We start from the raw sequence: 25,531 nt of genomic DNA, 5'->3' as shown, positions 1-25,531 counted from the left end.
GGTGGAACTAGTGGAGCCTTACTTGACGGTGAAGCCCTGCTCGTTGCCGTACTTGGCGGACTGGTCCTGCCAGGCCTTCAGACCGTCGGCCAGCGTGGTGTTCGAGACGTACGCCTTGCCCGCGGTGTCGTTGAAGACGCTGTTCGAGTAGACCTGGAAGGGCAGGTACGTCCAGCCGGTGACGACCTGCTGGGCCGACTTGGCGAAGATCTCGTTGGCCTTCTGGCCGCCGAAGTACTCGAATTCGTCGGCCAGCCACTTCGGGTCGGCCAGGGTCTTGCTGGTGGCCGGGAAGGCGCCGCCGTCGACGCGGATCTGCACGCCGTCACCGTCGTTGGCGTACTTCAGGAAGCCGTAGGCCAGCTCCTTGTTGGCGCCCTTCTCCATGATCGAGAGCGCGCTGCCGCCGTTCTCGGCGCTGGCGTTGGCGCCCGCGGTCCACTGCGGCAGCTCGGCCGCGCGCCACTTGCCGGAACCGGCCGGGGCGCTGGAGACGAAGTTGGCCGGCATCCAGGCGCCGGTCGCGACCGTGGCGATCGAGCCGTTGCCGATGCCCTGGAACCAGCCGTCGCTCCAGGAGCTGACCGGCGCGAGCAGCTTCTCGCTGATCAGGGCCTGCCACACCTTCACGAACTCCTGCGAGCCGGCGTCGTTGAAGTTGATCGTGACGTTGGTCCCGTCGACCTGGTACGGCTTGCCGCCGGCCTGCCAGATGAGGCTGGTCGTGAGGCCCGCGTCGCCGGTGTCGTTGGTGATGTACGCCTTGGGGTCGGCCTTGTGCAGCTTGCGCGCCGCCTCGAGGTACTCGGCCCAGGTCTTGGGCACCTCGATCTTGTGCTTGTCGAAGACCTCTTTGTTGTAGTACAGCGCCATCGGGCCCGAGTCCATGGGCAGGCCGTAGACGCCGCCGCCGGAGTTGACCGAGTTCCACGGGCCGGGGTTGAAGTCGGCCTTGAGGGACTCGGCGCCGTACGAGCCGAGGTTCGTCAGCGCCTTGCCGATCGAGAACTGCGGCAGCGCGTAGTACTCGATCTGGCCGACGTCCGGCACACCCTTGCCGGCGGCGATCGCGTTCTGCAGGGCGGTGTACTGCTTGTCGCCGGTGCCGGCGTTGACCAGGTCGACCTTGACGTTCGGGTACTTGGCCTGGAACTTCGTGACGACGTCCTTGAGGGTGGGCTCCCAGGCCCACACGGTCAGGGTGCCGCCCTTCTGCAGCGCGGCCTCGACCTGGGCGTCGGTGACGGTCGCGCCGCCGCCGGAGGAACCGGAGGACGTGTCGTCGCCTCCGCCGCCGCAGGCGGCGAGGGCCAGGACGGCAGCCGACGCAGCGGCCGCCACCTTGAGGAATCGGGACATGGTGAGGCGGGTCCTTTCGGGAGGTTATTCCTTGACGGAGCCGGCGGCCAGGCCGGACTGCCAGAAGCGCTGCAGCGAGAGGAACGCTGCGAGCAGGAGGACGACGGTGATGAGCGAACCGGTGATGACGAGGTTGAAGACGGCCTCGCCGCCCGCCGTGGCGGCCTGGGCGTTCCACGAGTTCAGGCCGACGGTCAGTGGGTACCAGTCCGGGTTCTTGAGCATGATCAGCGGCAGGAAGTAGTTGTTGATCGTCGCGACCATCGTGAACAGCAGGGTCGTGATCAGGCCGGGCATGAGCAGCGGCACGCTGATCTTGAAGAGCGTGCGGAACTCGCCGGCCCCGTCGACCCGGGCCGCCTCGAGCATCTCGGTCGGGATGGCCTGGGCCGCGAAGGTCCACATCAGGTACAGGCCGAACGGCGAGATCAGGGACGGGATGATCACGGCCCACGGGGTGTTGGTCAGCCCCATCTTGCTGAACATGAGGAACGTCGGCACGGCCAGCGCGGTCGGCGGCACGGCCACCGCGCCGATGACGATGGCGAAGACCGCCTTCTTGCCGACGAAGTCGAACTTGGCCAGGCCGTACCCACCCAGCAGGGCCAGCAGCGTGGCCCCGCCCGCACCGAGCACCACGTACAGCAGGGTGTTGAGCAGCCAGCGGGTGTAGATGCCGTCGTTGTAGGTGAACGTGTCGGCGATGTTGCTGAACAGCGCGAACTTGCCGTCGTCGAACCAGAGCCCGAAGGACGAGAACAGTCCCTCCTGGGTCTTGGTCGAGTTGATCAGCAGCCAGGCCAGCGGGAACAGCGCGTACACGGCCATCAGCGAGGTCAGGACCGTGAGCAGGACGCTGCCCTTGCGGCGCTTCTTCGACGACAAGGTCACCGGCTTGGCCGTACGCGGGGCGGCCTTCGGGGCCGAGGTCGTGGTCATCAGAGGTCCTTCGTCCCGCGCAGCTGCACCACGTAGGCGACGATCATGGTGATCACGGCCATGACGACCGCGATCGCCGCGGAGTAGTTGATCTGCTGACCCGAGAAGGTCAGCGAGTAGGCGTAGAAGTTCGGCGTGAAGTACGTGGTGATCGCGTTCGGTGCCAGGTTGCGCAGGATGGCCGGCTCGTTGAAGAGCTGGAAGCTGCCGATGATCGAGAAGATCGTGGCGATCACGAGCGCGCCCCGGATGGCCGGCAGCTTGATCGAGCGGATGACCCGGAACTGGCCGGCCCCGTCGATCTCGGCCGATTCGTAGAGCGACTTCGGCACGACCTGCAGGGCCGAATAGAAGATCAGCATGTTGTAGCCGATGAACGTCCAGGTCGTGATGTTGCCGATCGAGGCCAGGATGAGGCTGGGCTTGAGCGGGTCGGGCAGCGAGATCCCGAGGGCGTCGTTGAGGTTGCCGATCAGCCCGAACTGGGAGCCGTAGATGAAGCCCCACATGAGCGCGGCGACGACGGCCGGCACCGCGTACGGCAGGAAGATCGAGACCCGGAAGAAGCTCTTGCCGTAGAGCCGGCCGCTGTCCAGGGCCAGCGCCACCAGCAGGGCCAGGAACAGCATCACCGGCACCTGGACGATCAGGAACAGGCCGACCCGGCCCACGCCCGACCAGAACTGCGCGTCCTGCAGGGCCTGGGTGTAGTTGTCCAGGCCGACGAACGCGTTGCCGCCGATGAGCCGGTTGCGATAGAGGCTCAGGTAGATCGCGTAGGCGATCGGGGCCAGGAAGACCAGCGTGAACACGACCATGAAGGGGCCGACGAACTGCCAGCCCCGGTAGGAGCGGCGCACCCGCCTGGTCTGCGGCGGCGGTGCCGCGAGTGGAACTGCCATCTGCCTCATCCTGTCTGGCCCGACTCAACCTGATGTTTACGCAAACATGACGCGCCGCGACGCGTTCGACAATGTTTCGTTCAGTTCACTGCTGTGATGTTTGCGTAAACATGCGGGTGATAGTTTCACCGAGTGCAGCGAACGTCAAGCAACCGCCGTCGTGGCGTCTCGATGGCCGACGTGGCCCGCCTAGCTGGGGTCTCGGCCCAGACGGTGAGCCGCGTCTCGACCGGTCACCCCGGCGTGCTCGAGTCGACGCGGCGCGAGGTTCTGAACGCGATGCAACAACTTGGCTATCGGCCCAATAGTGCCGCGCGTGCGTTGAAACGCGGAGAGTTTCGCACTATTGGTGTCATCTTGTTCACACTCGCGACCACCGGGAACAGTCGCACGGTCGAGGCGATCGCCGCCCACGCCGCCCGCGAGGGGTACGCGATCACGCTCATCCCGGTCGCCGTGCCGACCCAGGACGGGGTGCTGGGCGCCTTCACCCGCCTCGGCGAGCTGGCCGTCGACGGCATCGTCGTGATCATGGAAGTCCACCTGCTGGACGCGGTCGACCTCACCCTGCCGCCGGGCGTGCCGGTGGTCGTGGTCGACTCCGACGCCGGCGACCGCTACCCGGTGGTCGACGCCGACCAGGCCGAGGGCGCCCGCCAGGCCGTACGCCATCTGCTCGAACTCGGCCACGAGACGGTGTGGCACGTCACCGGCCCCGACGACTCGTTCTCGAGCGCTCGCCGGGCCGCCGCCTGGCGTGAGGTGCTCGACCAGGCCGGGCGCCCCGCTCCGGAGTGCGAGCACGGCGACTGGTCGGCCGAGTCGGGCTACCGGGCCGGTCGCAAGCTGGCCGCTCGCCCCGACTGCACGGCGATCTTCGTGGCCAACGACCAGATGGCCCTGGGCGTGCTGCGCGCCCTGCACGAGGCCGGCCGCCGGGTGCCCGAGGACGTCAGCGTGGTCGGCTTCGACGACATCCCGGACGCCGCGTCGTACATGCCGCCGCTGACCACGGTCCACCAGGACTGGCCCGAGGTCGGCCGGCGCTGCGTGCAGGCCCTGCTCGAGCAGATCAACCGGCACGCCGTGCCGCCGGGCACGGTGCTGGTGCCGACCCGCCTGATCGCCCGCGAGAGCACGGGCCCGGCCGCCTCGTAGGCTCGGCCCGTGGCGAAGAGCAAGATCGACGTACTCGTGGTGCGCTGGTACGAACGGCGGGCCGCGCCGGACATCGTGGACCGCTGGTTCGAGGCGGCGGACGCTCATCTGCCCGAGGCGACGCCGGTGCGGTTCGGCGAGAGCGAGCCCCTGCGCGGGCGCGGCGGCCGGGCCGAGGTCGAGGCGGCCTGGACCCGGGCCGGTTCGCTGCTGTTCCTGGCCGGTCGCCCGCCCGTCCATCACGCCTCGCTGGGCGCCGGGGGCGGGACCCGGCTCGGTCCCGCCGTCGCCCACTCGCTGCAGATCGCCGTCGATCCCGGTGACGCCCGGGTGCGGCAGTTCGCGCTGGCCGTGGCCGGTGCCGACACCCTCTACGTGTCGGCCTCGGTGGCGGGCGGGATGACGCTCGACCGCAAGACGCTGTGGGGTCCGGCGGAGCGACCGGAGGAGCCGTACCTGGCGCCGCTCGGGCAGTGGCTGGGGCTGCCACCGGAACCGCCGGTGTGGTGCTGGTTCGGGTCCGTGTACGCCAAGGAGGTCGGCACCGATTTCTACGAGGGAGGTCCGTGGGTGCCGCCGCGGTTGCGGGCCCAGCTCGACGAGGTGGATCCGGCCCGGCGGCGAGCGGCCTGGCTGCCGGGCGAGTCGCGCCCCTCGTGGTGGCGGTTGCTGCTCGAACGGCGAACAAGACCGTAACGGAGGGTTTCTCAGGTTGGTGAGTAATGGTGGGATGAGACGGCAGTCACATCAGCACCGTGAAGGGGACCGACCGCATGCTCAACCTCTCGATCCTGCTCGAGGACAGCGCCCGCAACTATCCGGAGCGGGCGGCGGTCGTCCTGGGTGACCGGCGCCTGACCTACGCCCAGGTCGACGCGGCCGCCAACCAGGTGGCCGCCCTGCTGGTCGAGCGGGGCATCCAGCCCGGCGACAAGGTCGCGCTGTCCTGCCCCAACCTGCCCTACTTCCCGGTCGTGTACTACGGCATCCTCAAGGCCGGCGCCGTCGTCGTGCCGCTGAACGTGCTGCTCAAGGGGCGCGAGATCGCGTACCACCTGAAGGACTCGGAGGCCAAGGCCTACCTGTGCTTCCAGGGCACGCCCGAGCTGCCGATGGGCGCCGAGGGCCACGCCGGCTTCCAGCAGGCCGAGGGGTGCGAGACGTTCTTCGTGATCACCGCCGACCCTGCCGCCGCCTCGCCGATCGAGGGCGCCGAGACGCTGGGGTCGGGGCTGGCCGGGAAGTCGCCGGTGTTCGAGGCCGTGCTGCGGTCCGAGACCGATCCGGCGGTCATCCTCTACACCAGCGGCACGACCGGCCAGGCCAAGGGGGCCGAGCTGTCGCACGCCAACCTGCTGTTCAACGCGCTCACCTGCAACCGGCTCTTCGGCGGCACCCCGGGCACCGACACCCACCTGCTCGTGCTGCCGCTGTTCCACTCGTTCGGCTCGACGGTCAACATGAACGCCGGCTTCGCCACCGCCGCGACGCTCGTGCTGCTCCCCCGCTTCGACGCCGCGGCCGCGGTCCAGCTGCTGCAGAGCGAGAACGTCACCTTCTTCGCGGGCGTGCCGACCATGTGGTGGGGCCTGCTCAACGCGCTCGGCGAGGGCGTCGACGTGGAGCGCATCGCGGCCAACATGCGGGTGGCCGTGTCCGGCGGTTCGAGCCTGCCCGTCGAGATCATCAAAGAGGTCAAGGAGCGCCTCGGGGTGACCATCCTCGAGGGGTACGGGTTGTCCGAGACCTCGCCGGTGGCCACGTTCAGCCGGCCGGGGGCCGAGCCGCGGCCGGGCTCGATCGGCGTGCCCATCTGGGGTGTCGAGGTCAAGCTGATCGACCCCGAGTGGAACACCGTCGACAGCATCGACGAGATCGGCGAGATCGCCATCCGCGGCCACAACATCATGCGCGGCTACTACAACCGGCCCGAGGCCACGGCCGAGGTCATGCGGGACGGCTGGTTCCGCAGCGGCGACCTCGGGCGGCGCGACAAGGACGGCTACTACTACATCGTCGACCGGGCCAAAGACATGATCATCCGCGGTGGGTTCAACGTGTACCCGCGCGAGATCGAGGAAGTGCTGATCACCCACGAGGCGGTCTCGCTGGCCGCGGTGATCGGTGTCCCCCACCCGAGTCACGGCGAGGAGGTCAAGGCGTTCGTGATCCTCAAGCCGGGCGCGACGGCCACGGCCGACGAACTGGTCGAATGGGGCAAAGAGCAGATGGCCGCCTACAAGTACCCGCGCGTCGTCAGCATCGTCGAGACCCTCCCCATGACCGCCACGGGCAAGCTGCTGAAACGCGAACTCAGCTAGTCGTCTTTAATGGAGCGCCCGGCGGCTTTCGTAGCGCCGGGCGCTTGCATTGATGGCGCACAGTTATGGGCCCAGAACATCGGGGGAGGAAGCTTGAGCACAGCGCTGGCGACCCGGCCCGGCGTGCTTCGGCGCGTCGGCGGTCTCAGACACCACTCACCGGGGCGCCTGCAGCTGCTGATCGCCTTGCTCGTCGGGCTCGGGCTGCTCAGCGGGCTGCTGGCCGGGGTCGCGGGCTCCGCGGCCCGGGCCGGCACCGACGACCTCGGCGACCGCGCCCAGCCGCTGCTGATCGAGGCCGAGACGATCTATTCGGCGCTGGCCGACGCCGACACCACCGCGGCCCAGGCCTTCCTGGCCGGTGGGCTCGAGCCGAGCGCGCTGACCCGTCGCTACGACGACGACCTGGCCCGGGCCACGACCGCACTGACGTCGGCCGCCCGGCGCACCCCCGAGGACGGGCGCGCGGCCACGGCCGTGCGCACCCTGTCGGCCGGGGTCGCCGAGTACTCGGCGTTGGTGGCCACGGCCCGGGCCAACAACCGGCAGGGGCTGCCGATCGGCGCGTCCTATCTGTCGGAGGCGTCCCGGCTCAACCGCGACACGCTGCAGCCGCAGGCCCGCGAGTTGTTCGAGGGCGCGCAGCGCGAGGTCGAGGACGGTTACGGCGCGGCCGGCGCCGTGGGCTGGATGTCGCTGCTGGTGCTGTCGCTGGGCGGGCTGCTCGTCGCGCTCGCGCTGACCCAGCGCTACCTGAGCCGCCGGACCCGCCGCACGTTCAACCTGCCCCTGCTGGCGGCCACGGCCGTGACACTCGTGCTCACCATCGGCACGATCTCGATCCTGCTCACCCAGCAGACCCGGCTCGACCGGGCGGCCAACCAGGGGTCGGGCCCGGTGGCCTCGATCGCCGAGAGCCGCCTGCTGGCCCTGCAGGCCCGCGGCGACGAGGCGCTCACCCTGGCCGCACGGTCCGGCTCCGGCCCGTACGAGAAGGACTTCGACGCGGTGGCCGAGCAACTCACCCGCCGCGGCGGGCCGATGGTCAACGAGTACGACTCGCTCGACCCGGCGCTGGGCCGCACCATGGACCGGGCCGCGGAGGGCTTCCGCCAGTACGTCTCCGCCCACAGCGACGTGCGCGCGCTCGACGACAGCGGCGACTACGAGGGCGCGGTCGAGCTGGCCGTCGGCAAACAGACCACCGACACGTTCGAGGGCGTGCGGCAGGAGCTCGACCGGGCCCTGGAGAACCGCAAGGAGTTCTTCACGCAAGAGATCAACGCCGCCGGGGACGGTCTCGGCCTGCTCACCGTGGGCGGCCCGCTGCTGGCCCTGGCCGTCTGTGCCTTCGCCTTCATCGGGCTCCGCACGCGTCTGGAGGAGTACCGCTGATGCGCATCCGAGCCGCCCTCACCGCCACCGTGCTCGCCGCCACCGCGGCCCTGGCCGGCTGTGCCGGTGACAGCTCTCCCCTGCCCGTGACGCCCGACCGGCCCCAGGCCGACGCGGTCACCCCGGCCCCGGCCCCGGACGGCACGAAGCCCGCCCCGCCCGCCTGCAACCCGCGGGCCAGCCTGCGCCCGACCGGCTCGCTGCCCGAGCCCGGCGACATGCCCGCCGGGAGCTACATGGCGACCATCCAGGAACGCGGCCGTCTGGTTCTGGGCACCAGCCAGGACACGCTGCTGTTCAGCTCGCGCAACCCCTTCACGGGCGAGATCGAGGGCTTCGACGTCGACATGGGCCGCCAGATCGCCGAGGCCATCTTCGGCGACCCCGACAAAATTCAGATCAAAGTCATCGGGTACGACAAGCGCGTCAGTTCCGCCGTCGACGGCAGTGTGGATATTGTCGCGGACACCATGACGGCTAACTGCGAACGCTGGGTGGACGTCAACTTCTCCAGCATCTATTACGAAGCCGGGCAGAAGGTGCTCGTCTCCAAGAGCTCGAAGGCGAAGAGCATCGCCGACCTCGGCGGCAAGAAGATCTGCTCGGCCGCCGGGTCGACCTCGTTCGACAACATCGGCAAGGAGAAGAGCAAACCGATCGCGGTGGCCCGGCCCGCGTTCGGCGACTGCCTGGTCGCCTTCCAGCGCAACGAGGTCGACGGCATCTCGACCGACGACACCATCCTGGCCGGGATGGCCGCGCAGGACCCGTACGCGAAGGTCATCGGCGACAAGTTCACCCAGGAGCCGTACGCCATCGCGATGAACAAGGAACACCCGGAGTTCGCCCGCTTCGTCAACGCGGTGCTCGAGCGCAACCGCGCGAACGGCACCTGGAAGAAGACGTACGAGAAGTGGCTCGGCGACTTCGGCCAGGCGCCGCCGCCGCCGAAGGCCCAGTACCGATGACGAGTCAGGCCGAGACCGAACTGCTGCGCCTCGAGACCGCGATGTCGGCGATCTCGGCCAACCTGGTCGACCTCGACGACAACCCGGCCCGCAAGGAGCTCGACCGGTCGGCCCTGACCGGGCGGACGGCGACCGCGTGGGCCGACGCGACCGAGGCCCTCGACGAGCTGTGGGAGGGCTACCGGCTGCTGAGCGAGGTGATCGCGCGGGCGGCCAAGATGCGCGAGAAGCGCCGGCCCAGCGACAGCGACCGCACGAAGTTCGCGCACGAGGTGCTGGGCGCGTCGATCACCCTGTCGACCAAGGTCGTGCCGCTGGCCCAGCGCGGCCTGCTCGGCCCGGGCCAGGTGCGCACCACGTGCAGCCCGGGGCAGCTGCTGGCGGCCATGGAGGCGGCGTTCGCGACCGCGGTCGGGGTCGCGACCCGGGCCGGCGAGGCGTGGGACCGGCTGCTGCCGGCCGCGGCCGAGGCCGCGAGCTCGCTCGAGACCGTACGCCGGTTGACCCGGGAGTCCGGGGGCAGCACCACCGCGGTCGACGAGGCCGACCGGCGGCTCGGCCGGTTCACCGCCGTGCTCGCGACCGATCCGCTCGGCGTCCAGGAGCGCGACCTGGCCGCCGTACGCACCCTGATCCAGCGGGCCGACGCCGAGCGCACCTCGGTCGGGGAGCTGCGCGAGGCCCTGACCCAGCGGCTGGCCGACGCCCACAAGCTGGCGGCCGAGGTCGACGCGGTCACCGCGGAGGCCCACGCGGCCGCCGAGAAAGCGGCCGGCCGTTTCCCGGCCCACGAGATCACCGCCGTACCCCTGGGAAACCTGCGGCCCGACCTGGTGGCCATCGACGCGCTGGCCGCGGCCGGGCACTGGCCGCTGATCAGCTCGCGGCTGGCCGAGTGGACCCGCCGGGCCCGGGACCGGATGGCCGGGCTGCGCGACGGCATCGCCCGCAACGCCGGACTGCTGGCCACCCGCAACGAACTGCGCGGGCGGCTCGACGCCTACCAGGCCAAGGCCCTGCGGCACGGGCTGGCCGAACACCCCGACCTGAGCCCGCGGGCGACGGCGGCCCGTGAGGCGCTGTATTCCGCGCCGTGCGAGCTGACCACGGCCCGCCGGGCCGTCAACGCCTATCAGGATGCGCTCACCGCCACGATCGCGAGGAACGGCCGATGAAGTGCGAACGCGACTGCCCGGGAACGATCGAGGACGGGTACTGCGACACCTGCGGACTGGCGCCCCGCGCCGGTACGCCGACGCCGAAGGTGCCGGCCCCGCGCGAGGCCACCGGCCCCTCGGTGCGGACCGCCGCGCTCTCCACCCGTACGTCGGGATCGGCCCGCACCGGCAGCGCCCGCACCGGATCGCGGCGCCGGTTCGGCGGCGGCCTGGTCGACATCGCGCCGATCAACCAGGCCGACCCGGCGACGGCCGTGATGGCCACGGCCGAGGTGCCGGAATCGAAGCGGTACTGCGCCAAATGCGGCAACGCGGTCGGCCGCACCCGCGGTGACCGCCCCGGTCGGACGTCCGGCTTCTGCCCGTCCTGCGGCGAACCGTTCAACTTCACGCCCAAGCTGGTCAAGGGCGACCTGATCGGCGGGCAGTACGAGGTCGTCGGGGCGCTCGCCCACGGCGGCCTGGGCTGGATCTATCTGGCCGTCGACAAGAACGTCTCGGACCGCTGGGTGGTGCTCAAGGGCCTGCTCAACTCGGGCGACGAGGACGCGCTGGCGGCGGCCGTGGCCGAGCGCCGGTTCCTGGCCGAGGTCGAGCACCCCAACATCGTCAAGATCTACAACTTCGTCGAGCACGACGGGGCCGGCTACATCGTCATGGAGTACGTCGGCGGCGAGTCGCTCAAGGGCATCCTCAAGGAGCGCCGCACGGCCAACGGCGGCAACCTCGACCCGCTGCCGGTCGACCAGGCCCTGGCCTACGTGCTCGAGATCATGCCCGCCTTCGGCTACCTGCACGACCGGGGCCTGATCTACTGCGACTTCAAGCCGGACAACGTGATCCAGGCCGGCGACCAGATGAAGCTGATCGACCTCGGTGGCGTCGTGCACATCGACGACCACGACGCCGCCCTCTACGGCACGGTCGGCTACCAGGCGCCCGAGATGGCCACGCTCGGCCCGTCCATCGCCTCGGATCTTTACACCATCGGCCGTACGCTGGCCACGCTGACCACGGACTTCCGGGGTTACCAGACGACGTTCGCCGACAGCCTGCCCGACCGCGGCGAGTTCGACGTCTACCGGCGGTTCGAGTCGTTCTACCGGCTGCTGCTGCGGGCCACGGCCAAGAACCCGGGCGAACGCTTCGTCGACAGCGCCGAGATGGCCGAGCAGATGATGGGCGTGCTGCGCCAGGTACTCGCGGCCGACGGCACCCCGCAACCCGCGGCTTCCCGGCTGTTCACGGGCGAGCTGCGTACCGATCTGCGTTCGGAGACGCCGCGCTGGCAAGACCTGCCGACCCCGCTGATCGACCTCACCGACCCGGCCGCGGCCTTCCTGGCCTCGGTCACCGTGACCGATCCGGCCGAGGTGCTGACGCTGCTGCGCTCGGCCCCGGCCGAGACGCTCGAGGTGGGCCTGCGGGGGCTGCGCGCACTCATCGATCTGGGCGTGCGCGACGGCTCGTTCGCCGGGGCCCGCCAGGAATGCGGGCGGCTGGCCCACACGTACGGCGACGACTGGCGCATCGCCTGGTACGACGGGCTGCTCGCGCTGGCCGAGGGCATGTACATGGAGGCGCGGCAGCGGTTCGAGGCCGTCTATTCGGCGCTGCCCGGTGAGCTCGCCCCGCAACTGGCCATCGGGCTCACCCTCGAGCTGGTCGGCGACAACACGGCGGCCGCCTACTACGACGTGGTGAGCCGGACCGACCCGTCGTACACGGCCGCCGCGGCCGGGCTGGCCCGCTGCCGCCTGGGCGCCGGCGACCGCAGCGGGGCCGTCGAGGCGTACAACCGGGTGCCCGGGACGTCCTCGGCCTATCGCAGTTCCCAGGTCGGCGCCGTCCGGGCCCTGGTCCGGGCGCACGCGTCGGCCGTGCCCGACGTCGACGCGCTCGCCACCGCGGCCGCGCTCATCGAACGGCTCGAGGTGGAGGCCGCACAACTGGCCGCCCTGCGCGCGGAGCTGCTCGAACAGGCGCTGCGAAACGTGGCCGGCAAGGCTACGCTGCCCGCGGCGGTGCTCGGGCCCGACCGCAACGGCAACATCCGCGAGCGCGACATCCGGTTCGCGCTCGAGGAGGCGTACCGCGAGATGGCCCGGGCCGCCCACGGCGACGAGAAGATCCGCCTGGTCGACCTGGCCAACGCGTCCCGCCCCCGGACGCGTACATGATGGTTTTCAAGAGCGAGGCCCGATGACGATGACCGACTGCGCTTCATGCGCCGATGAGCGCACGGCCGGAGCGACTTTCTGCGAGGTCTGCGGACGGTCGCTGGCCCCTGAACCGGCCTGTGAGCATTGCGGGACACCCGGCGGCGTGGGCGAGGACGGGTACTGCGAGCATTGCGGGATGCTGGCCGGGCGCGAACGTGATCATCTCGAGACCGACTGCGGCGCGGTGGCCGCCTCCGTGACCGACCGCGGGCTGCGGCATCATCGCAACGAGGACGCGATGTGGCTGGTCACCCGCGGTTCCGAGGTCGACGTGGTGATCAGCGACGGCGTCTCGTCGTCGTTCGACCCCGACGTCGCCTCGCTGACCGCGGTGCAGGCGGCCGGCGACCTGCTGCCCGCGGGCGACGTGGCCGCGGCCATCTCGGCCGCACAGGCCGCGGTGGCCGAACTGGCCGCGTCGGGCGACCCGCGGCGGCAGGCCTCCAACCCAGCGTGCACGATCGTCTCGGCCGCCGTGCGCGGGGACGCGGTGACGGTGGGCTGGATCGGCGACAGCCGTGCCTACTGGGTGCCCGAGGTCGGCCCGGCCGAGCAGCTCACCGAGGACGACTCGTGGGCCACCCACGTGATCGCTCTGGGCGCCGACCCGGAACAGGCGATGCGTGATCCCAAGGCCCACGCCATCACCGCCTGGCTCGGCGCGGACGCCGGCAAGGTCACCCCGCGTACGGGCGAATTCGTGGTCGGCGACGCCGGGCACCTGGTGCTGTGCAGCGACGGTTTGTGGAACTACCTGACCGACCCGGCCGCCTTCGCCGCGGCGGTGCGCGAGGGGTTGCGCGAACAAGGCACGCTGATCTCTGCCGCCCGGTGGCTCGCCGACTACGCGAACACCGCCGGTGGCGCCGACAACATCACCGTGGCTCTGATCCCCGTATCGCCTCTCGCAAAGGAATAGGGATGACGTACACCGCCGAGGCCTTCCAGAACGAGTTCCTCGCCCTCGGGGCGACCGAGGTCAACGCGATCGTCACGGTCACCTCGACCGGCAGCGCGGGCGGGCAGCGCACCGCCGGCGCCACCGAGATCATCATCGTCGACGCGTCGGGCTCGATGCAGGCCGAGGGACGGATCGCGGCGGCCCGGCAGGCGGCCAAGGCGGCCGTGGCGTGCCTCGACGACGGAGTCCATTTCGCCCTGATCGCCGGCGTGGGCACGGCCCAGCAGCTGTTCCCGGCGCCGGGTCAACTGGCCGTGGCGTCGGCCCAGACCCGGGCCGAGGCGACCTGGGCCATCGACCGGCTGCACGCCAGCGGCGGCACCGCGATGGGGGCCTGGCTGCTGCTCGCGGCCCAGCTCATCGCCCAGCGGCCGGGCGACATCGCGCACGCCATCATGCTCACCGACGGCGACAACGGCGAGCGCGAAGGCTACCTGCAGAGCGTGCTCGACAGCATCGCCGGCAAGTTCACGGTGGACTCCCGCGGCGTCGGCACCAACTGGAAGGTGTCCGAGCTCCGCAAGATCGCCGACGCGATGCTGGGCACGGTCGACATCGTGGCCAGCCCGTCCGACCTGACCGCCGCGTTCGAGCAGATGATGACCGCGGCCATGGGCAAGACCTCGGCCGACGTCCAGCTCAAGGTGTGGACGCCGGTCAACGCCACCGTCCGCTTCGTCAAGCAGGTCGAGCCGCAGGTGGCCGACCTGACCGGCAAGCGTACGGCCGACGGGCCGCGGGCCGCGCGCTACCCGCTCGGGTCGTGGGGCGCCGAGAGCCGCGACTACCACGTGTGCGTCGACGTGCCGCCGGGCGCGTCCGGCGACGAGATGCTGGCCGCCCGGATCTCGCTCGTCGAGGGCGACAACGTGCTGACCCAGGCCCTGGTGCGCGCGGTCTGGACCGACGACGCGGCGCTGTCGACCCGGATCAACCGGCAGGTCGCCCACTACACCGGGCAGGCCGAGCTGGCCGAGACCATCCAGGCCGGCATCGAGGCCCGCAAGGCCGGCGACGACCACACCGCCACGATGAAGTTCGGGCGGGCGGCCCAGCTGGCCCACGAGAGCGGTAACAAGGCGACCTCGGAACTGCTGGCCACGGTGGTCGACATCGAGGACGCGGCGACCGGCACCGTCCGGCTGCGGCGCAAGGTGGCGGCGGCCGACGAGATGGCGCTGGACACCCGCTCGACCAAGACCGTGCGGGTGGGGCGCGGCCAGTGACCACGTACGCCTGCCCCAAGGGCCACGTGTCGGAAGAGAGCGACTTCTGCGACACCTGCGGCGCCAAGATCGACGGTGCCGCAGCGGGCTCGCCGACCTCGCACGGCGGCGTCGCCGGCGCCGCGGCCACCGGTGCCCTTGATCCTCCTGCTGCCAGCCCGCCGTGCCCGAATTGCGGCACCCCGCGCTCGGGCACGGCCCGGTTCTGCGAGGACTGCGGCTTCGACCACGACACCGGCCGCGTGCCGGCCCTGGTCGCGCCGGTGGCGGCCCCCGCCGGCCCGGTGGCGGGCTGGACGGTCACGATCGCGCCCGACCCGGTGTATTTCGCCGAGAACGCGATCGACGGCATCGAGTTCCCGGCCACGCAGGCCGCGCGCACGGTCACGCTGCCCCCGCCGCAGGTGCGGATCGGCCGCAAGAGCAACTCGAAGGGCACCCACCCCGAGATCGACCTGTCCGAGGACGACCCCGGTGTGTCCCACTCGCACGCGCTGCTCACGCTCAGCGTCGACGGGGTGTGGCTGGTGTCCGACCTGGGCTCCACCAACGGCACCTACATCAACGACGACCAGTCACCGCTGACCGCGGGCGAATCCCGCTCCCTGACCACCGGCGACCGCGTGCACGTGGGCGCCTGGACCACCCTGACGCTGAACTCCCCCGACTCGGCCGGGTAGCGCTGCGTCATCGCTGGTCCGGCACCCGGTTCCGCCACCGGGTGCCGGTTCCACCGCACGCACCCAGAACTCCGGCCCGCCACGCTGTTCCCCGTGGCCCGCGACTCGCGCCACCCCGGCCACGCCCGCAGGGGCCGGTCTTGACCCGGCCCGCGCCTGACGCCCACCCCGAACAGGCCCGCCAGGGCCACACTCAATCCGACCCGCGCCTGGACAGGCCCGATCGGAGCCGTTCCCAACCCGACCCGCGCCCAACGCCCACCCCGACAGGCCCGCACCCAACCCGACCCTCGACAGGCCCGCTCGGGGCCGGTCTTGACCCGCCCCCGCCTGACACCCACCCCGAACAGAACCGCCAGGGCCGAACCCAACCCGACCCGCTCTGACGCCCACCCCGAACAGGCCCGCCAGGGCAGTAGCCAACCCGACCCGCGCCTGACGCCCCGGCCCTGACACCACTGTCAACCTGGCCCGTGCCTGGCGTCCGCCCGCGCCGCTACACCGAGGTGACGGAGACGGTCGGTTCGCCGGCCTCACACGTCACCGTCATGGTGGTGGTCCGGTTACCGTGCTTGAAGGTGACGATGGCCGCGGCCGACGGTCCCTCGTCGGCGGACTCGACCTTGTACGGCTTGCGCGGCACGTACGCGAGGATCTCGGCGGTCCGGCTCGAGGGGCAGGCCGCAGTCGCCGTGCCGGCGGCGGACGAGAACGACCGGACGCTTGGGTCTCCGGGTTCAGCGGTCGGGCGCTTCGGCGCTGGTGGGACCACGGTGGCCGGCGGCGGCGGGGCCGTGGCAGTGGTGGCCGGCGATGACGTCCGAGTGGCCGGTGCTGTTGTGGCGGCGGGCGGAGCAACCCTGGTCCTGCCCGGGACGGCGGCCACTTCACCCGAGGTGGGAGCTGACGGGCTCCCGGGGGCCGGAGCCGTGCTGAGGCCGGGACGCGGCGCGGAGGAGGCCGTAGCCGGCGCCGCCCCGCTCGGAAGCTCGTCGTCGCCCAGCAGCCACCATCCGGCAGCGCCCACGACCAGGACGGATGCCGCGGCCGCACCCACCAGCAGCGGCCGGCGGCGACGGCACTTCGACCCTTCCGACTCGGAGGCGGCCGGCCCGTATCCCGGCGGCCCGACGGCAGCCGGCCCGGACCTCGGCCGCTCGAGGGCTGACGGCCCGGACCCCGGCGGCTCGACGGCAGCCGGCCCAGACCCCGGCCACTCCACGGCGGCCAGGTCAGACCCAGGTGGCCTGGAAGCTTCCGGCGCGGCCGCGGCCTGACTCAGCAGGGTGGCGGCCTCGCGGGCGCTGGGGCGCCGGGCCGGGTCCTTGCGCAGGCAACGCTCGCCCAGGTCGGTGACATAACCCGGCACACCGGGTACGGGCGGCAGCGGAGCCGGCTTGACGTAGATGTGGTTGGTCAGCATCTGCGTGGTGTTCTCGATGGTCCACGGTGAATGACCGGTCAGCAGGCGATAGAGGACGACGCCGAGCGCATAGACGTCGGAGGCCGGTTCCACGGAGTCGTCGAGGAGGCGCTCCGGGGCCAGGTAAGCGGGGGTTCCGAGTACCTCGGGGTCGAGATCACCGGTCCCGGCAGGCGCGGTGGCGGCGGCGATACCGAAGTCGACGACCTTGGCGCCGGTGGGGCCGAGCATGACGTTGGCCGGTTTGATGTCGCGGTGCACCAGACCGGCAGCGTGGGCAGCGGCGAGCGCGGCCGCGATCTCGGCGCAGACCCGCACGGCCGACCGCGGCGTCAGCGGACCGGCGGCCAGCCGCTGGGAGAGGGTGCCGCCCTCGACGAGTTCCATCACGACATACGGGAAAAGGCGGCCCTCGGCGCGCAACTCGCCGTAGTCGTGGACCTGGGCGATGTTCGGATGGGACAGCCCAGCCGCGGCCTGGGCCTCCTGGCGGATGCGGTGGTCGCCCGCCTCCGTCGCCACGATCTTGACCGCGACGACCCGGGCCAGCACGTGGTCGCGGGCGCGCCAGACCACCGCCGTACCGCCGGCGCCGATCGGTGTCAGCAGCTCGTAGCGGTCGCCCAGCAGCCGGCCCGCGAGGTCGGCGCCGGGGCTCGCGGAGGCGGTGGATCCGTCCATTCGAGGCAGTCTGCCGACATCGACCGCCGTCCGCATCCGCAGGCCGGTCACCCGAATCGGCCGGACGGACATTTGCGCCCCGGCAATGGTTGATCAGGTCCATCGTGGGCTCTTTCAATAGTCGAGCTCCGCACACCTGCCGCCTCCTCGAATGACAGTGAGCGCACGATCGCCCTTCCTACTTGTCATCCGCGCCGCGGGAGGACGACTCTGGAAGCGAGCCGCCGGTTCTCGGCGACCGCCTGTTTCGAGGAGGCGGACATGATCAAATCGCGCATCGTGGTGGGTGTGGACGGCTCGGACCACGCCGTCGCGGCGGTCGGCTGGGCGGCCGCCGAGGCCGCCCGCCGCGGGACCGAGCTCCGGGTGCTGGCGGCCTACTACCGTGAGCGATCCACACCGGGCAGTTCCTCGACCCGCACGGCCGAGGGCCACGCCGCGGACAACTTGCGCCGAGCTGTGGCCCAGGCCCACGCGGCCGCGCCCGGCATCGAGGTGAAATGTCTGGCCTTGCCCGGGTACGCGGTGCCGATGCTGGTGCACGCGTCCGAGGAGGCGGCCATGGTGGTCGTCGGCAGCCGGCACGAGGGCGGCCTGCCGGTGCTGCCGTTCGGCTCGGTCAGCAGCCAGGTCGCCACCCAGGCCCGGTGCTGCGTGGTCGTGGTACGCGGCCACTACGACCCCGACGCCGGCCCGGTCGTGGCCGGGGTCGACGGCGGTGTCTCATCGGCCGTGCTGGGCCGAGCCTTCGAAGAGGCGTCCCTGCACCACACCGAGCTGGAGGCCGTGACGGTCGGCGACCGTCGCCGCCCCGACGACCCGCTCGGCGCCGACCTGGACGCCGACCTCGACCCGTGGCGCGAGAAGTACCCCGGCGTCCGAGCCCGCCGCGAGTACGTCGACGGCCGCGCCGACCGCGTGCTCGTGCAGCGTTCCCGCGCCGCCCGGATGGTCGTGGTCGGCCCCCGCACACACGGCTACGAGGGGCTGATGCTCGGCTCCATCGGCAGCCGTCTGCTCCGCCGCTCCGCCTGCCCGGTCGTGGTCGCCCGATAGCCCGACCCCACGCGTTCATTCAGATGGACTGGACGCCCCGGCGGCAACCCGTGCCCGGCCCTCGAACCAGGGCCGGTCGGACCGGACCGCGCCGGTCGGACCGGACGCTCGGACCCGACGCTCGGAGCGGGCCTCTCGAACCAGGCCGCCGGGACCGGGCCGGTCGGACCACGCCCCTCGAACCGGGCCACCCGAACCGCGCCACCCCTACCAGGCCAGCCGGACCACGCCCCTCGAACCGGGCCACCCGTACCAGGCCAGCCGGACCACGCTCCTCGAACCAGGCCAGGCCACCCGAAACTAACGGCACGAACGAGACTCGTCCCACCAAGCCGCCTGGACGGAGCCGCCGACGAGACCGTTTGAACGAGTCGCCTGAATTCGACCTCTGTAGTGGGGTCGACCGGATAGCGGCGGCGATTCGACGGACGGCGCGGCCGCGCCCGCGTAGATGCTGACCAGGAGGACGGTCCGTGGGGTGAGGAGGCCCAACAGTGTTCGGCCCTCCTTCCGACGCTGAACCGAGGATGTTCGGGGGTCTCAGGGGGCGATGAAGCTCAGGAGTGCGTCGGCTACCTGCTTCGGGGCTTCGAGGGCGGCGTAGTGGCCGACGCCGTCGAGCTGGACCGAACGTACTGGGGTGGTGGTGGCCTGGGTCATCGTTGCCGCGGTGAAGGGGCCGCCGCCGGCGCCGATGGCCAGGACGGGGGCCCGCAGGGGTGGGAGCTGCTTGATCTCGTCGCCCTCGCGGAGCATCGAGCGGTAGAGGCCGGCCGCGCCGCGCCAGCCGCCGGGGCGGGCGTAGGTGCGGGCGAACTCGTCGAGGTCGGCGTCGGTGATCGCGCCCGGCGTCGCCGTCATCGACGGGAAGGCGTACTCGGACAGGAATTGGCGTTCGCGGCCGGTCAGCAGCAGGTCGGGGATGCCGGGGGCGGCCAGCACGCCGATGTGCCAGGCGCCGCCGTGGGTGACGTCGGCCAGCGCCTCGAGGCCGTAGCCGGGCAGGCCCATCTCGATCGCGGTCAGGCTGCGGACGTCCTCGGGGTGGGTGGAGGCCAGGCGGAAGACCGTGGCGCCGGCGATGTCCTGGCCGGTCAGGTGGACGGGGCCGACGGCGAGGTGCGCGATCAGCTGGTGCAGGTCTTCGGCGGCAGCGGCGCTGTCGTGGTCGTCGGCGGCGGGTGCGGAGTCGCCGAAGCCGCGCAGGTCGACGGCGTAGACGCGGTGGCGGGCGGCCAGCAGCGGGATGAGCTTGTGGAAGGCGTACCAGGTCTCGGGGAATCCGTGGACGAGCAGGATCGGTTCACCCTCGGTGCCCGCCGAGACGTAGTGCAGTGTCGTGCCGTTGAGCTCAGCATGGTGATGTTCGACAGTCATGCTGTCGAAATTTAGACAGTCATGCTGTCGATTGTCTAGGCTTCGTGACATGAACCGTTCCGGGCCCGATCTGGCCCTGCTGCTGCTGGCCGGCTTTCGCGCGATGGTCGACGAGGCGATCACCGAGCTGGCCGAGCTGGGTCACCAAGACACGCGCCCGGTGCACGACTTCGCCATGCGCGCGATCGCCAACGGCGCCGAGAGCGCGTCCGAGCTCGGTCGCAGTCTCTCGATCACCAAGCAGTCGGCGGCGCGCACGATCGCCGTCCTGCAGGAGCGTGGTTATGTCGCGAGCGCACCCGACACCCGCGACGCCCGCCGCAAGCGCCTGCAGGTCACCACGCTCGGCTTCGACGTACTGCGCCAGGGCGAGGCCGTCCTGAACGCCCGCCGCCGGCGATGGGCCGAACAGATCGGCCCCGAACAGCTGGAAGCCCTGGAGGACCAGTTGGCCGCCCTCGTCGGCGACCAGCCCGTCCGCTTCGACACCCCCGGCTGGATGGCCCGTGACCTCGGCACCTGAGACAAGCAGCTTAAGAACGAGGCGCGGGCGGCGGTCACGAGCATTGGGCGCGCGCCGCAGCCACAGCCGCAAGGGCAGCGAAACGAAGACCGAGCGCGAGCGCCACCGGCGCGGTCGCGAGGGCCACCGCGGCAAGGGCCGTATTCGCGCGGGGCAAGGGCCGCAGGGCCAGGAACGTGGGCTACCCAACGTGGGGCAACGCGACATGGGTGACGGGTTGTGGGTACGGGGAGCGCGTGGCGGGCCGCTGGTGTCGGCTGTTGTCACCGGTGGTTGGTGCGATGTTCAACCCGGTGGAGTGAGGTGGGTGACACGGCCCGCGAGTCGGCTTGGACGGTGGGCGAACGGAGGCAGGATGGGGACCGTGGAGACTGATCTTCAGCTTGCGCAGCGGGCCGTGCTGACCGGGGCCGCGGTGGCGCTGCCGCACTTCGAGGCGCTGGCCGAACTGCCGCGGGAGGTCAAGGCGGACGGGTCGGTGGTGACCGCGGCCGACCGGGCCGTTGAAACCGCGATCCGGGCCGTGCTGACCGCGGCCCGGCCCGGGGACGCCATCCTGGGCGAGGAGGAGGGTCAGACCGGTACGGCCGGGCGACGCTGGATCATCGACCCGATCGACGGGACCGCGCTGTTCGTGGCCGGGGACAACCGCTGGCTCATCCTGATCGGGCTCGAGGAGGACGGCGAGATCGTCGCGGCCGTCGCGGCCCACCCCGCGCAGGGCAGCCTGTGGTGGGCGACCCGGGGCGGCGGCGCGTTCGAGGGCCGGGTGGTCGGCGGACGCGTGGTCGCCGAGACCCCCGTACGCGTGTCGGCCGGCGCCGATTCGGTGGCCGGAAGCCGACTCGGCGTCGTCCCCGAGGACTGGGGCCGTGAGCTGGTGGCGCCGCTCAAAGAGGTCACGCCCGCGCTCCCCTGGCCCATCCACCCGGGCCTGATGGTGGCGCGCGGCGACCTCGACCTGGCCGTCCAGACCGGCGGCCAGATCTGGGACTTCGCCGCCACCTCGCTGATCGTGCGGGAGGCGGGCGGCAGCTTCAGCAGCGTCGACGGCCGCCTGCAGCCGGGCCCGGGCGCTTCCGTGTACGCCCGCAGCGATGCCCTGCGCCAGGCCGCCCTCACCGTCGTCGGCGACCCCGCCGCCCGCGCCACGTCATAGCCGTCCGCAAATCGTCACGCCACACCGCAGGCGCCAGGAAAAGGTCGCGACAGGTCACGGGCCTCAGGAAAACGGCGCGCCACACCGCAGGCGCCAGGAAAGTCCGCGGCGGGTGATGGGCGTCAGGAAATCGTCGCGACGGCCATTCCCACGGTTCCGGGTGGTACCTCGGCCACGATTTCGCCGGCGGGGCTGATGATGCACGTCGGGCCCAGGCCGAGATGAGTGCCGCCACGCTCGCCGGCGACGTCGGCCGAGGCCAGCCACAGGCCGGTTTCGCGTACGCGCTCGCGGCGTAATTCATTGTGCCGGTGCTGCCAGACCAAAGCTTTCGCGCGCGGCATCATGTTCTGGGCGGGCAGGACGAGCAGTTCGGCGTTCTGCCGGCGCACAGCCGCCGCAGCATGCGGATATTGGGCGTCGAAACAGATGTTGATGCCGAACCGGACTCCCGCGCAGTCAAAGACCGGATACTCCCCGCCCGCCGTGAAGACGCTTTCACCCCGAGTCAAGAACGTTTTCCGGTACGCACCCACGGTGCGCCCGCCCCGCACCACCGCCGCCGTGTTGAAGTAGCGGCCGCCCCCTCGCTCGATCAGCCCGAGCACGACGGTGGGTCGCACGTCGAGCCGCATCTCGACCGGCAACCCGAACTCGCGCACGTGCGCCGGCGTCACCTTGTAGCCCTGCACGAAGCACTCCGGAAAGACCAGCAGATCCACCCCGTCGGCCTGCTCGGCGAACTCCCGGATCAGGTCGAGCGCCGCCTGTACATCCCCGACGATCTCCGGGGTCTGGCAAACACCGACGCGCATCACGACAACCGGGCGTCGAGGATTGCGGGAGCGCCGACAGCCGGGTGAAACCGCACAACTACCCCGTCAGCCATGGTCCGCAGTCTGCCGAAATCGCCCGCGGATCGCACGGGAAAAGTTCCTGACGTCCAGCATCGGGTAATTGCCCCACATGACCGACTCATCGAACGCCGGTGCCAGCACCGAGCAGCACGTCACCGGCTCTCCGGAAACTGACCCCTTCCCCACCGACCAGCCACCGACGGCTGACACCCCGGCCACCGGCAGCAGTAACAAGGGCATCAACGAGCACCGCGCCAACCTCAGCGAAGGCGAGCCGGAGGACGCTCCCGAACCGCCGGACTGACCGCCGCCGGGGTTAAGCCGGCGCCGTCGATCCCGACAAGTCGGACGGGGTATCGGCAGGCATGGAAATCTGTCAGGATGATCACCCTTTGAAGACGGGGGCAACGGATCCCGGCCCGCTCGCGTCTTTCTGACAGGGCCCTGAACGGCGCCGGTTGGCATCCCCCGAATGCGAGAGTCATGATTCAGCGACGCAAGGTGATCTTCGGTGCCATCGGCACGGCCGCGGCGGCCGTGGTGGCCGGGTGCTCCACCACCGGCAAGGGAGGCGGCGACAAGGCCGCCTCCTGGGTCGGCTCGGCCGCCGAGGCCGCCGAGGCCGCCGCCCCGCCGGTGCAGCTGACCGTGACGCCCGCCGCCGGGAACACCGGGGTCTCGCCGGTGAAGCCGGTCGTCGTCAGCGCCGAGGGCGGCAAGATCGAATCGGTCACCGTCAGCGCGGGCGCGACGAAGGTCGAAGGCGCTCTGCGGGACGACGGCACCTGGCAGTCGACGGGCGACCTCGCGTACGGGAAGAAGTACAAGGTCAGTGTCACGGCGACCGACGCTGCGGGCGTGCAGACCACCGAGGACACCACGTTCACCACGCTCAAGCCGGAGAAGACGGCCACCGTCACCTTCCAGGCCAACGCCATGCTCGCCCTCAAGGAGGGCCGCACGTACGGCGCCGGGCAGCCGGTGATCGTCCGGTTCAGCCGCGCCGTCAACAAGAACGCGGCCGAGAAGGCCATCGAGATCAAGACCTCGCCCGCCGTGCCCGGCAAGTTCTACTGGCGCGACGACCGGACGGTGCACTGGCGTCCGGCCAAGTACTGGGCGGCCGGCACGAAGATCGACGTCAGCGTCAACATGTTCGGCGTGAAGCTGGGCAAGACCACGTACGGCTCGAAGAACGTCTCGACGAACTTCAAGATCGGGCGGCAGTTGATCGCGATCAGCGACAACCGCACCCACATGACCAAGGTCTACATCGACGGCAAACTCGTTCGTACGATGAAGAGCAGCCTGGGCAAGGGCGGCGGCACCACCGGCGCGAACGGCGAGAAGATCAGCTACTGGACGGCCGGCGGCCCGCACGTCGTGCTGGGCAAGAAGCGCAAACACACGATGAGCTCGGCGAGCTACGGCGTCACCGACCCCAAGGACCCGAACTACTACGTGTCCGAGAACATCGAGTTCTGCACCCGGATCAGCTATTCCGGCGAATACCTGCACGGCGCGCCGTGGAACAAGTCGCTGGGCCGGGCCAACTTGTCCCACGGCTGCATCAACCTGAGCACCGCCGACGCCAAGTGGGTCTACAACAACTTCCTGGTCGGCGACATCGTCGACGTCCGCAACACCCCGCGCGAACTCCCGATCTGGAACGGCCTCGGCGACTGGACCGTCCCCTTCGACAAGTACGGCCGCGACACCGACTGACCGCGTCGCTCTATCGACGTACGCCCGAGTCGCACCATGGCCCGAACAGGAACAGGTCGAGACTGAGACCCTGACCGTCGACCAGGTACGGCCCCTGAGTATTCGAGCAGTCCTCGTGCGCGGTGATGATCGTGTATTCACCGGGCGGCACGTCAGCGGTCAGGAACTCGTACTCGCCCTCGGCATCGGTCGTGGTCTGATGTCCGCCCGGTTCCAAGCGGACTATCGCGTTCTCCACCGGCAGCCACGTCGTGTAGTCGAGCACTCGCCCGTCCAAAGCGACAAGATTCCGGACCTCAAAGCCGGCCGCTGCGATGAGGCTGTCCGTGCTCCCGTCGTTGGCCCTGGCATAGACGTTCCACGACCCGGGGCTGTTTCCGACCGGCACCTGCACCACGGCGAACCCACTTGGCTCGTTCGGAACGGCGGTCAGATCGAACAGCGCCGCGCGGACGCTGTAGCGGGGTCGGCCGGCACGGTAGCCCCCGTGCGCGCATGCGTCTCTCCACTTCGGACTGTCAGTCGTCCGATGAGTATCACAGCCACACGACGGAATTGGCTACGGTCAATGGGATTCGAGGGTGGTGAGCCACCGGTCGATAGGGGCGGCCACCTCGGCCGGCGCGCGCCGGGCCCACGAGAAATGGTTGACCTCATCGGTCATCCGCACCTGCAGGCGGGAAGCGTTGGCCGCTCGTTTCGCCAGCAGGGCCACCGCGCGCGGGTTGATCAGGTCGTCGCCGTCGATGCCGAGCATCAGGCGCGGCGTGTCCAGTTTCGCCAGGGCGGCCTCGTAGTCGAACGGGTCGCGGTGCAGCCGGAACTGCCCATGGCTGGCCTCGTAGGCCCAATCCCGCATCACCGTGCTCGGCTGCCGACCGGCGAACCCGAAGACATGGCCGGGCCAGTACCCGAGCGTACGGGTGATGGCCCGCACCGTCCGCGTGCCGACATACCGCTGCACCCGCCGCCGGGCCCCGAACTCGGCGCTGCACCAACTGGTCCCGGTGGCGATGGTGACGATGGCGTCCGGCGCCACCGTGCCCGCCGCCGCCGACAGCAGGGCCAGCGCCCCACCCATGCTGTGCCCGACCAGCACGACCTGGGCCGCGTCCCGCACCTCGGACAGCTCGAACACGACGGGCAGGTCGCGCCGGATCATGTCGCTGTAACCGAACCGCCCCCGCCGGATCCCGGTGATCGGGCTCATCGGCTGACCGCGGTGCTCCACCCCGACCACGCGCCGCCCGTCCCCCGCCCAGACGTCGAACAACCGGTCGTAGTACGACAGCGGCACCCCCAGCGCGGGCAGGAAGACGATCGCCGGCGGCCGCTCGGCCCCGGCCGGTTCCCGAACCTCGTACCCGATGCTGTGCCCGTCCCCGGCCAAGGCCACTGCCGTCCGTCTCACGCGGGCAGCG

The 25,531-nt window shown here is 70.9% G+C and carries 23 protein-coding genes; 15 read left to right on the top strand and 8 right to left on the bottom strand.

Translation table 11 applies throughout. The features are described from left to right. Positions 1–18 precede the first annotated feature (18 nt). The 3 genes from M1L60_RS02395 to M1L60_RS02385 are packed head-to-tail and all read right to left on the bottom strand — an operon-like array spanning position 19 to position 3,200. Positions 19–1,359 (bottom strand): ABC transporter substrate-binding protein, encoded by a 1,341-nt coding sequence (locus tag M1L60_RS02395; protein ID WP_253235581.1) that lies wholly within the window; start codon positions 1,357–1,359, stop codon positions 19–21. A 24-nt stretch (positions 1,360–1,383) separates the two neighbouring features. Continuing rightward, a complete protein-coding gene (locus tag M1L60_RS02390; protein WP_369077203.1) occupies positions 1,384–2,298 on the bottom strand; it encodes a carbohydrate ABC transporter permease in 915 nt (304 codons plus the stop codon). After that, complete coding sequence (locus M1L60_RS02385; RefSeq protein ID WP_253235580.1) at positions 2,298–3,200, bottom strand: carbohydrate ABC transporter permease; 903 nt, start codon at positions 3,198–3,200, stop codon at positions 2,298–2,300. The genes M1L60_RS02390 and M1L60_RS02385 overlap by 1 nt, the downstream gene beginning before the upstream one ends. Positions 3,201–3,371: 171 nt before the next feature. Here M1L60_RS02385 and M1L60_RS02380 point away from each other — a divergent pair, with 171 nt between their 5' ends. The 10 genes from M1L60_RS02380 (at position 3,372) to M1L60_RS47680 (ending at position 15,309) form a co-directional block, all read left to right on the top strand. Then, positions 3,372–4,358 (top strand): LacI family DNA-binding transcriptional regulator, encoded by a 987-nt coding sequence (locus M1L60_RS02380; protein WP_253235948.1) that lies wholly within the window; start codon positions 3,372–3,374, stop codon positions 4,356–4,358. 9 nt (positions 4,359–4,367) lie between these two features. Next, entirely contained in the window at positions 4,368–5,054 is a 687-nt protein-coding gene (locus M1L60_RS02375) for a hypothetical protein (protein ID WP_253235579.1), read from the top strand. A gap of 77 nt (positions 5,055–5,131) precedes the next feature. After that, positions 5,132–6,679 carry a long-chain-fatty-acid--CoA ligase gene (locus tag M1L60_RS02370; protein WP_256515924.1) on the top strand — a complete coding sequence of 516 codons (1,548 nt, stop codon included), beginning with the start codon at positions 5,132–5,134 and terminating at the stop codon, positions 6,677–6,679. 93 nt (positions 6,680–6,772) lie between these two features. Beyond that, the gene (locus tag M1L60_RS02365; protein ID WP_253235577.1) at positions 6,773–8,074 is read left to right on the top strand and encodes a GlnX family signal transduction membrane protein; all 1,302 of its coding nucleotides are present in this window, start codon (positions 6,773–6,775) and stop codon (positions 8,072–8,074) included. After that, positions 8,074–9,042 (top strand): glutamate ABC transporter substrate-binding protein, encoded by a 969-nt coding sequence (locus M1L60_RS02360; RefSeq protein WP_253235576.1) that lies wholly within the window; start codon positions 8,074–8,076, stop codon positions 9,040–9,042. Before M1L60_RS02365 ends, M1L60_RS02360 begins: the two co-directional genes overlap by 1 nt. Then, positions 9,039–10,217: a hypothetical protein gene (locus M1L60_RS02355; RefSeq protein ID WP_253235575.1), complete on the top strand. Its 1,179-nt coding sequence runs from the start codon at positions 9,039–9,041 to the stop codon at positions 10,215–10,217. Before M1L60_RS02360 ends, M1L60_RS02355 begins: the two co-directional genes overlap by 4 nt. Further along, positions 10,214–12,400, top strand: a complete 2,187-nt coding sequence (locus M1L60_RS02350; protein WP_253235574.1) for a serine/threonine-protein kinase — start codon at positions 10,214–10,216, stop codon at positions 12,398–12,400. Before M1L60_RS02355 ends, M1L60_RS02350 begins: the two co-directional genes overlap by 4 nt. Positions 12,401–12,545: 145 nt before the next feature. Next, positions 12,546–13,361 (top strand): PP2C family protein-serine/threonine phosphatase, encoded by an 816-nt coding sequence (locus tag M1L60_RS02345; protein ID WP_253235573.1) that lies wholly within the window; start codon positions 12,546–12,548, stop codon positions 13,359–13,361. A gap of 2 nt (positions 13,362–13,363) precedes the next feature. Further along, entirely contained in the window at positions 13,364–14,629 is a 1,266-nt protein-coding gene (locus tag M1L60_RS02340; protein ID WP_253235572.1) for a vWA domain-containing protein, read from the top strand. Continuing rightward, on the top strand, positions 14,626–15,309 hold the full coding sequence (locus tag M1L60_RS47680; RefSeq protein ID WP_253235571.1) for a double zinc ribbon and FHA domain-containing protein: 684 nt from the start codon (positions 14,626–14,628) through the stop codon (positions 15,307–15,309). The genes M1L60_RS02340 and M1L60_RS47680 overlap by 4 nt, the downstream gene beginning before the upstream one ends. Before the next feature lie 496 nt (positions 15,310–15,805). On the opposite strand, the gene M1L60_RS02330 is transcribed toward M1L60_RS47680, so the two are convergent. Continuing rightward, positions 15,806–17,413: a serine/threonine-protein kinase gene (locus tag M1L60_RS02330; RefSeq protein WP_253235570.1), complete on the bottom strand. Its 1,608-nt coding sequence runs from the start codon at positions 17,411–17,413 to the stop codon at positions 15,806–15,808. A gap of 261 nt (positions 17,414–17,674) precedes the next feature. Here M1L60_RS02330 and M1L60_RS02325 point away from each other — a divergent pair, with 261 nt between their 5' ends. Then, a complete protein-coding gene (locus tag M1L60_RS02325; RefSeq protein WP_253235569.1) occupies positions 17,675–18,469 on the top strand; it encodes a universal stress protein in 795 nt (264 codons plus the stop codon). Between the two features lie 540 nt (positions 18,470–19,009). Here M1L60_RS02325 and M1L60_RS02320 read toward each other — a convergent pair. Then, positions 19,010–19,846, bottom strand: a complete 837-nt coding sequence (locus M1L60_RS02320; RefSeq protein ID WP_253235568.1) for an alpha/beta fold hydrolase — start codon at positions 19,844–19,846, stop codon at positions 19,010–19,012. 49 nt (positions 19,847–19,895) lie between these two features. Here M1L60_RS02320 and M1L60_RS02315 point away from each other — a divergent pair, with 49 nt between their 5' ends. Continuing rightward, positions 19,896–20,369 carry a MarR family winged helix-turn-helix transcriptional regulator gene (locus M1L60_RS02315; protein ID WP_253235567.1) on the top strand — a complete coding sequence of 158 codons (474 nt, stop codon included), beginning with the start codon at positions 19,896–19,898 and terminating at the stop codon, positions 20,367–20,369. A 355-nt stretch (positions 20,370–20,724) separates the two neighbouring features. Further along, positions 20,725–21,528, top strand: a complete 804-nt coding sequence (locus M1L60_RS02310; protein WP_253235566.1) for an inositol monophosphatase family protein — start codon at positions 20,725–20,727, stop codon at positions 21,526–21,528. A gap of 122 nt (positions 21,529–21,650) precedes the next feature. Here M1L60_RS02310 and M1L60_RS02305 read toward each other — a convergent pair whose 3' ends face one another. After that, positions 21,651–22,343, bottom strand: a complete 693-nt coding sequence (locus M1L60_RS02305; protein WP_253235565.1) for a carbon-nitrogen hydrolase family protein — start codon at positions 22,341–22,343, stop codon at positions 21,651–21,653. Positions 22,344–22,494: 151 nt separating this feature from the next. Here M1L60_RS02305 and M1L60_RS02300 point away from each other — a divergent pair, with 151 nt between their 5' ends. Both M1L60_RS02300 and M1L60_RS02295 read left to right on the top strand, forming a co-directional pair. Next, entirely contained in the window at positions 22,495–22,689 is a 195-nt protein-coding gene (locus M1L60_RS02300) for a hypothetical protein (protein ID WP_253235564.1), read from the top strand. Between the two features lie 179 nt (positions 22,690–22,868). Continuing rightward, entirely contained in the window at positions 22,869–24,110 is a 1,242-nt protein-coding gene (locus tag M1L60_RS02295; protein WP_253235563.1) for a L,D-transpeptidase, read from the top strand. Between the two features lie 10 nt (positions 24,111–24,120). Here the strand turns inward: M1L60_RS02295 and M1L60_RS02290 are convergent, their stop codons facing one another. After that, entirely contained in the window at positions 24,121–24,387 is a 267-nt protein-coding gene (locus M1L60_RS02290) for a peptidase associated/transthyretin-like domain-containing protein (RefSeq protein ID WP_253235562.1), read from the bottom strand. A gap of 288 nt (positions 24,388–24,675) precedes the next feature. Next, entirely contained in the window at positions 24,676–25,521 is an 846-nt protein-coding gene (locus tag M1L60_RS02285; RefSeq protein WP_253235561.1) for an alpha/beta fold hydrolase, read from the bottom strand. Positions 25,522–25,531: the final 10 nt, after the last annotated feature.

The sequence above is a fragment of the Paractinoplanes aksuensis genome (assembly GCF_024137025.1).
Classification (GTDB): domain Bacteria; phylum Actinomycetota; class Actinomycetes; order Mycobacteriales; family Micromonosporaceae; genus Actinoplanes; species Actinoplanes aksuensis.
Note: the sequence above shows the minus strand (reverse complement) of the source record. Positions and strands in the feature narration are given on the sequence as shown.

Excerpts from the sequence above, each read along its gene's own strand:
- M1L60_RS02395 (WP_253235581.1), bottom strand. The coding sequence starts at position 1,359 with ATGTCCCGATTCCTCAAGGTGGCGGCCGCTGCGTCGGCTGCCGTCCTG.
- M1L60_RS02390 (WP_369077203.1), bottom strand. The coding sequence starts at position 2,298 with ATGACCACGACCTCGGCCCCGAAGGCCGCCCCGCGTACGGCCAAGCCG.
- M1L60_RS02385 (WP_253235580.1), bottom strand. The coding sequence starts at position 3,200 with ATGGCAGTTCCACTCGCGGCACCGCCGCCGCAGACCAGGCGGGTGCGC.
- M1L60_RS02380 (WP_253235948.1), top strand. The coding sequence starts at position 3,372 with ATGGCCGACGTGGCCCGCCTAGCTGGGGTCTCGGCCCAGACGGTGAGC.
- M1L60_RS02370 (WP_256515924.1), top strand. The coding sequence starts at position 5,132 with ATGCTCAACCTCTCGATCCTGCTCGAGGACAGCGCCCGCAACTATCCG.
- M1L60_RS02360 (WP_253235576.1), top strand. The coding sequence starts at position 8,074 with ATGCGCATCCGAGCCGCCCTCACCGCCACCGTGCTCGCCGCCACCGCG.
- M1L60_RS02355 (WP_253235575.1), top strand. The coding sequence starts at position 9,039 with ATGACGAGTCAGGCCGAGACCGAACTGCTGCGCCTCGAGACCGCGATG.
- M1L60_RS02350 (WP_253235574.1), top strand. The coding sequence starts at position 10,214 with ATGAAGTGCGAACGCGACTGCCCGGGAACGATCGAGGACGGGTACTGC.
- M1L60_RS02340 (WP_253235572.1), top strand. The coding sequence starts at position 13,364 with ATGACGTACACCGCCGAGGCCTTCCAGAACGAGTTCCTCGCCCTCGGG.
- M1L60_RS02330 (WP_253235570.1), bottom strand. The coding sequence starts at position 17,413 with ATGGACGGATCCACCGCCTCCGCGAGCCCCGGCGCCGACCTCGCGGGC.
- M1L60_RS02325 (WP_253235569.1), top strand. The coding sequence starts at position 17,675 with ATGATCAAATCGCGCATCGTGGTGGGTGTGGACGGCTCGGACCACGCC.
- M1L60_RS02320 (WP_253235568.1), bottom strand. The coding sequence starts at position 19,846 with ATGACTGTCGAACATCACCATGCTGAGCTCAACGGCACGACACTGCAC.
- M1L60_RS02315 (WP_253235567.1), top strand. The coding sequence starts at position 19,896 with ATGAACCGTTCCGGGCCCGATCTGGCCCTGCTGCTGCTGGCCGGCTTT.
- M1L60_RS02310 (WP_253235566.1), top strand. The coding sequence starts at position 20,725 with ATGGGGACCGTGGAGACTGATCTTCAGCTTGCGCAGCGGGCCGTGCTG.
- M1L60_RS02305 (WP_253235565.1), bottom strand. The coding sequence starts at position 22,343 with ATGCGCGTCGGTGTTTGCCAGACCCCGGAGATCGTCGGGGATGTACAG.
- M1L60_RS02300 (WP_253235564.1), top strand. The coding sequence starts at position 22,495 with ATGACCGACTCATCGAACGCCGGTGCCAGCACCGAGCAGCACGTCACC.
- M1L60_RS02295 (WP_253235563.1), top strand. The coding sequence starts at position 22,869 with ATGATTCAGCGACGCAAGGTGATCTTCGGTGCCATCGGCACGGCCGCG.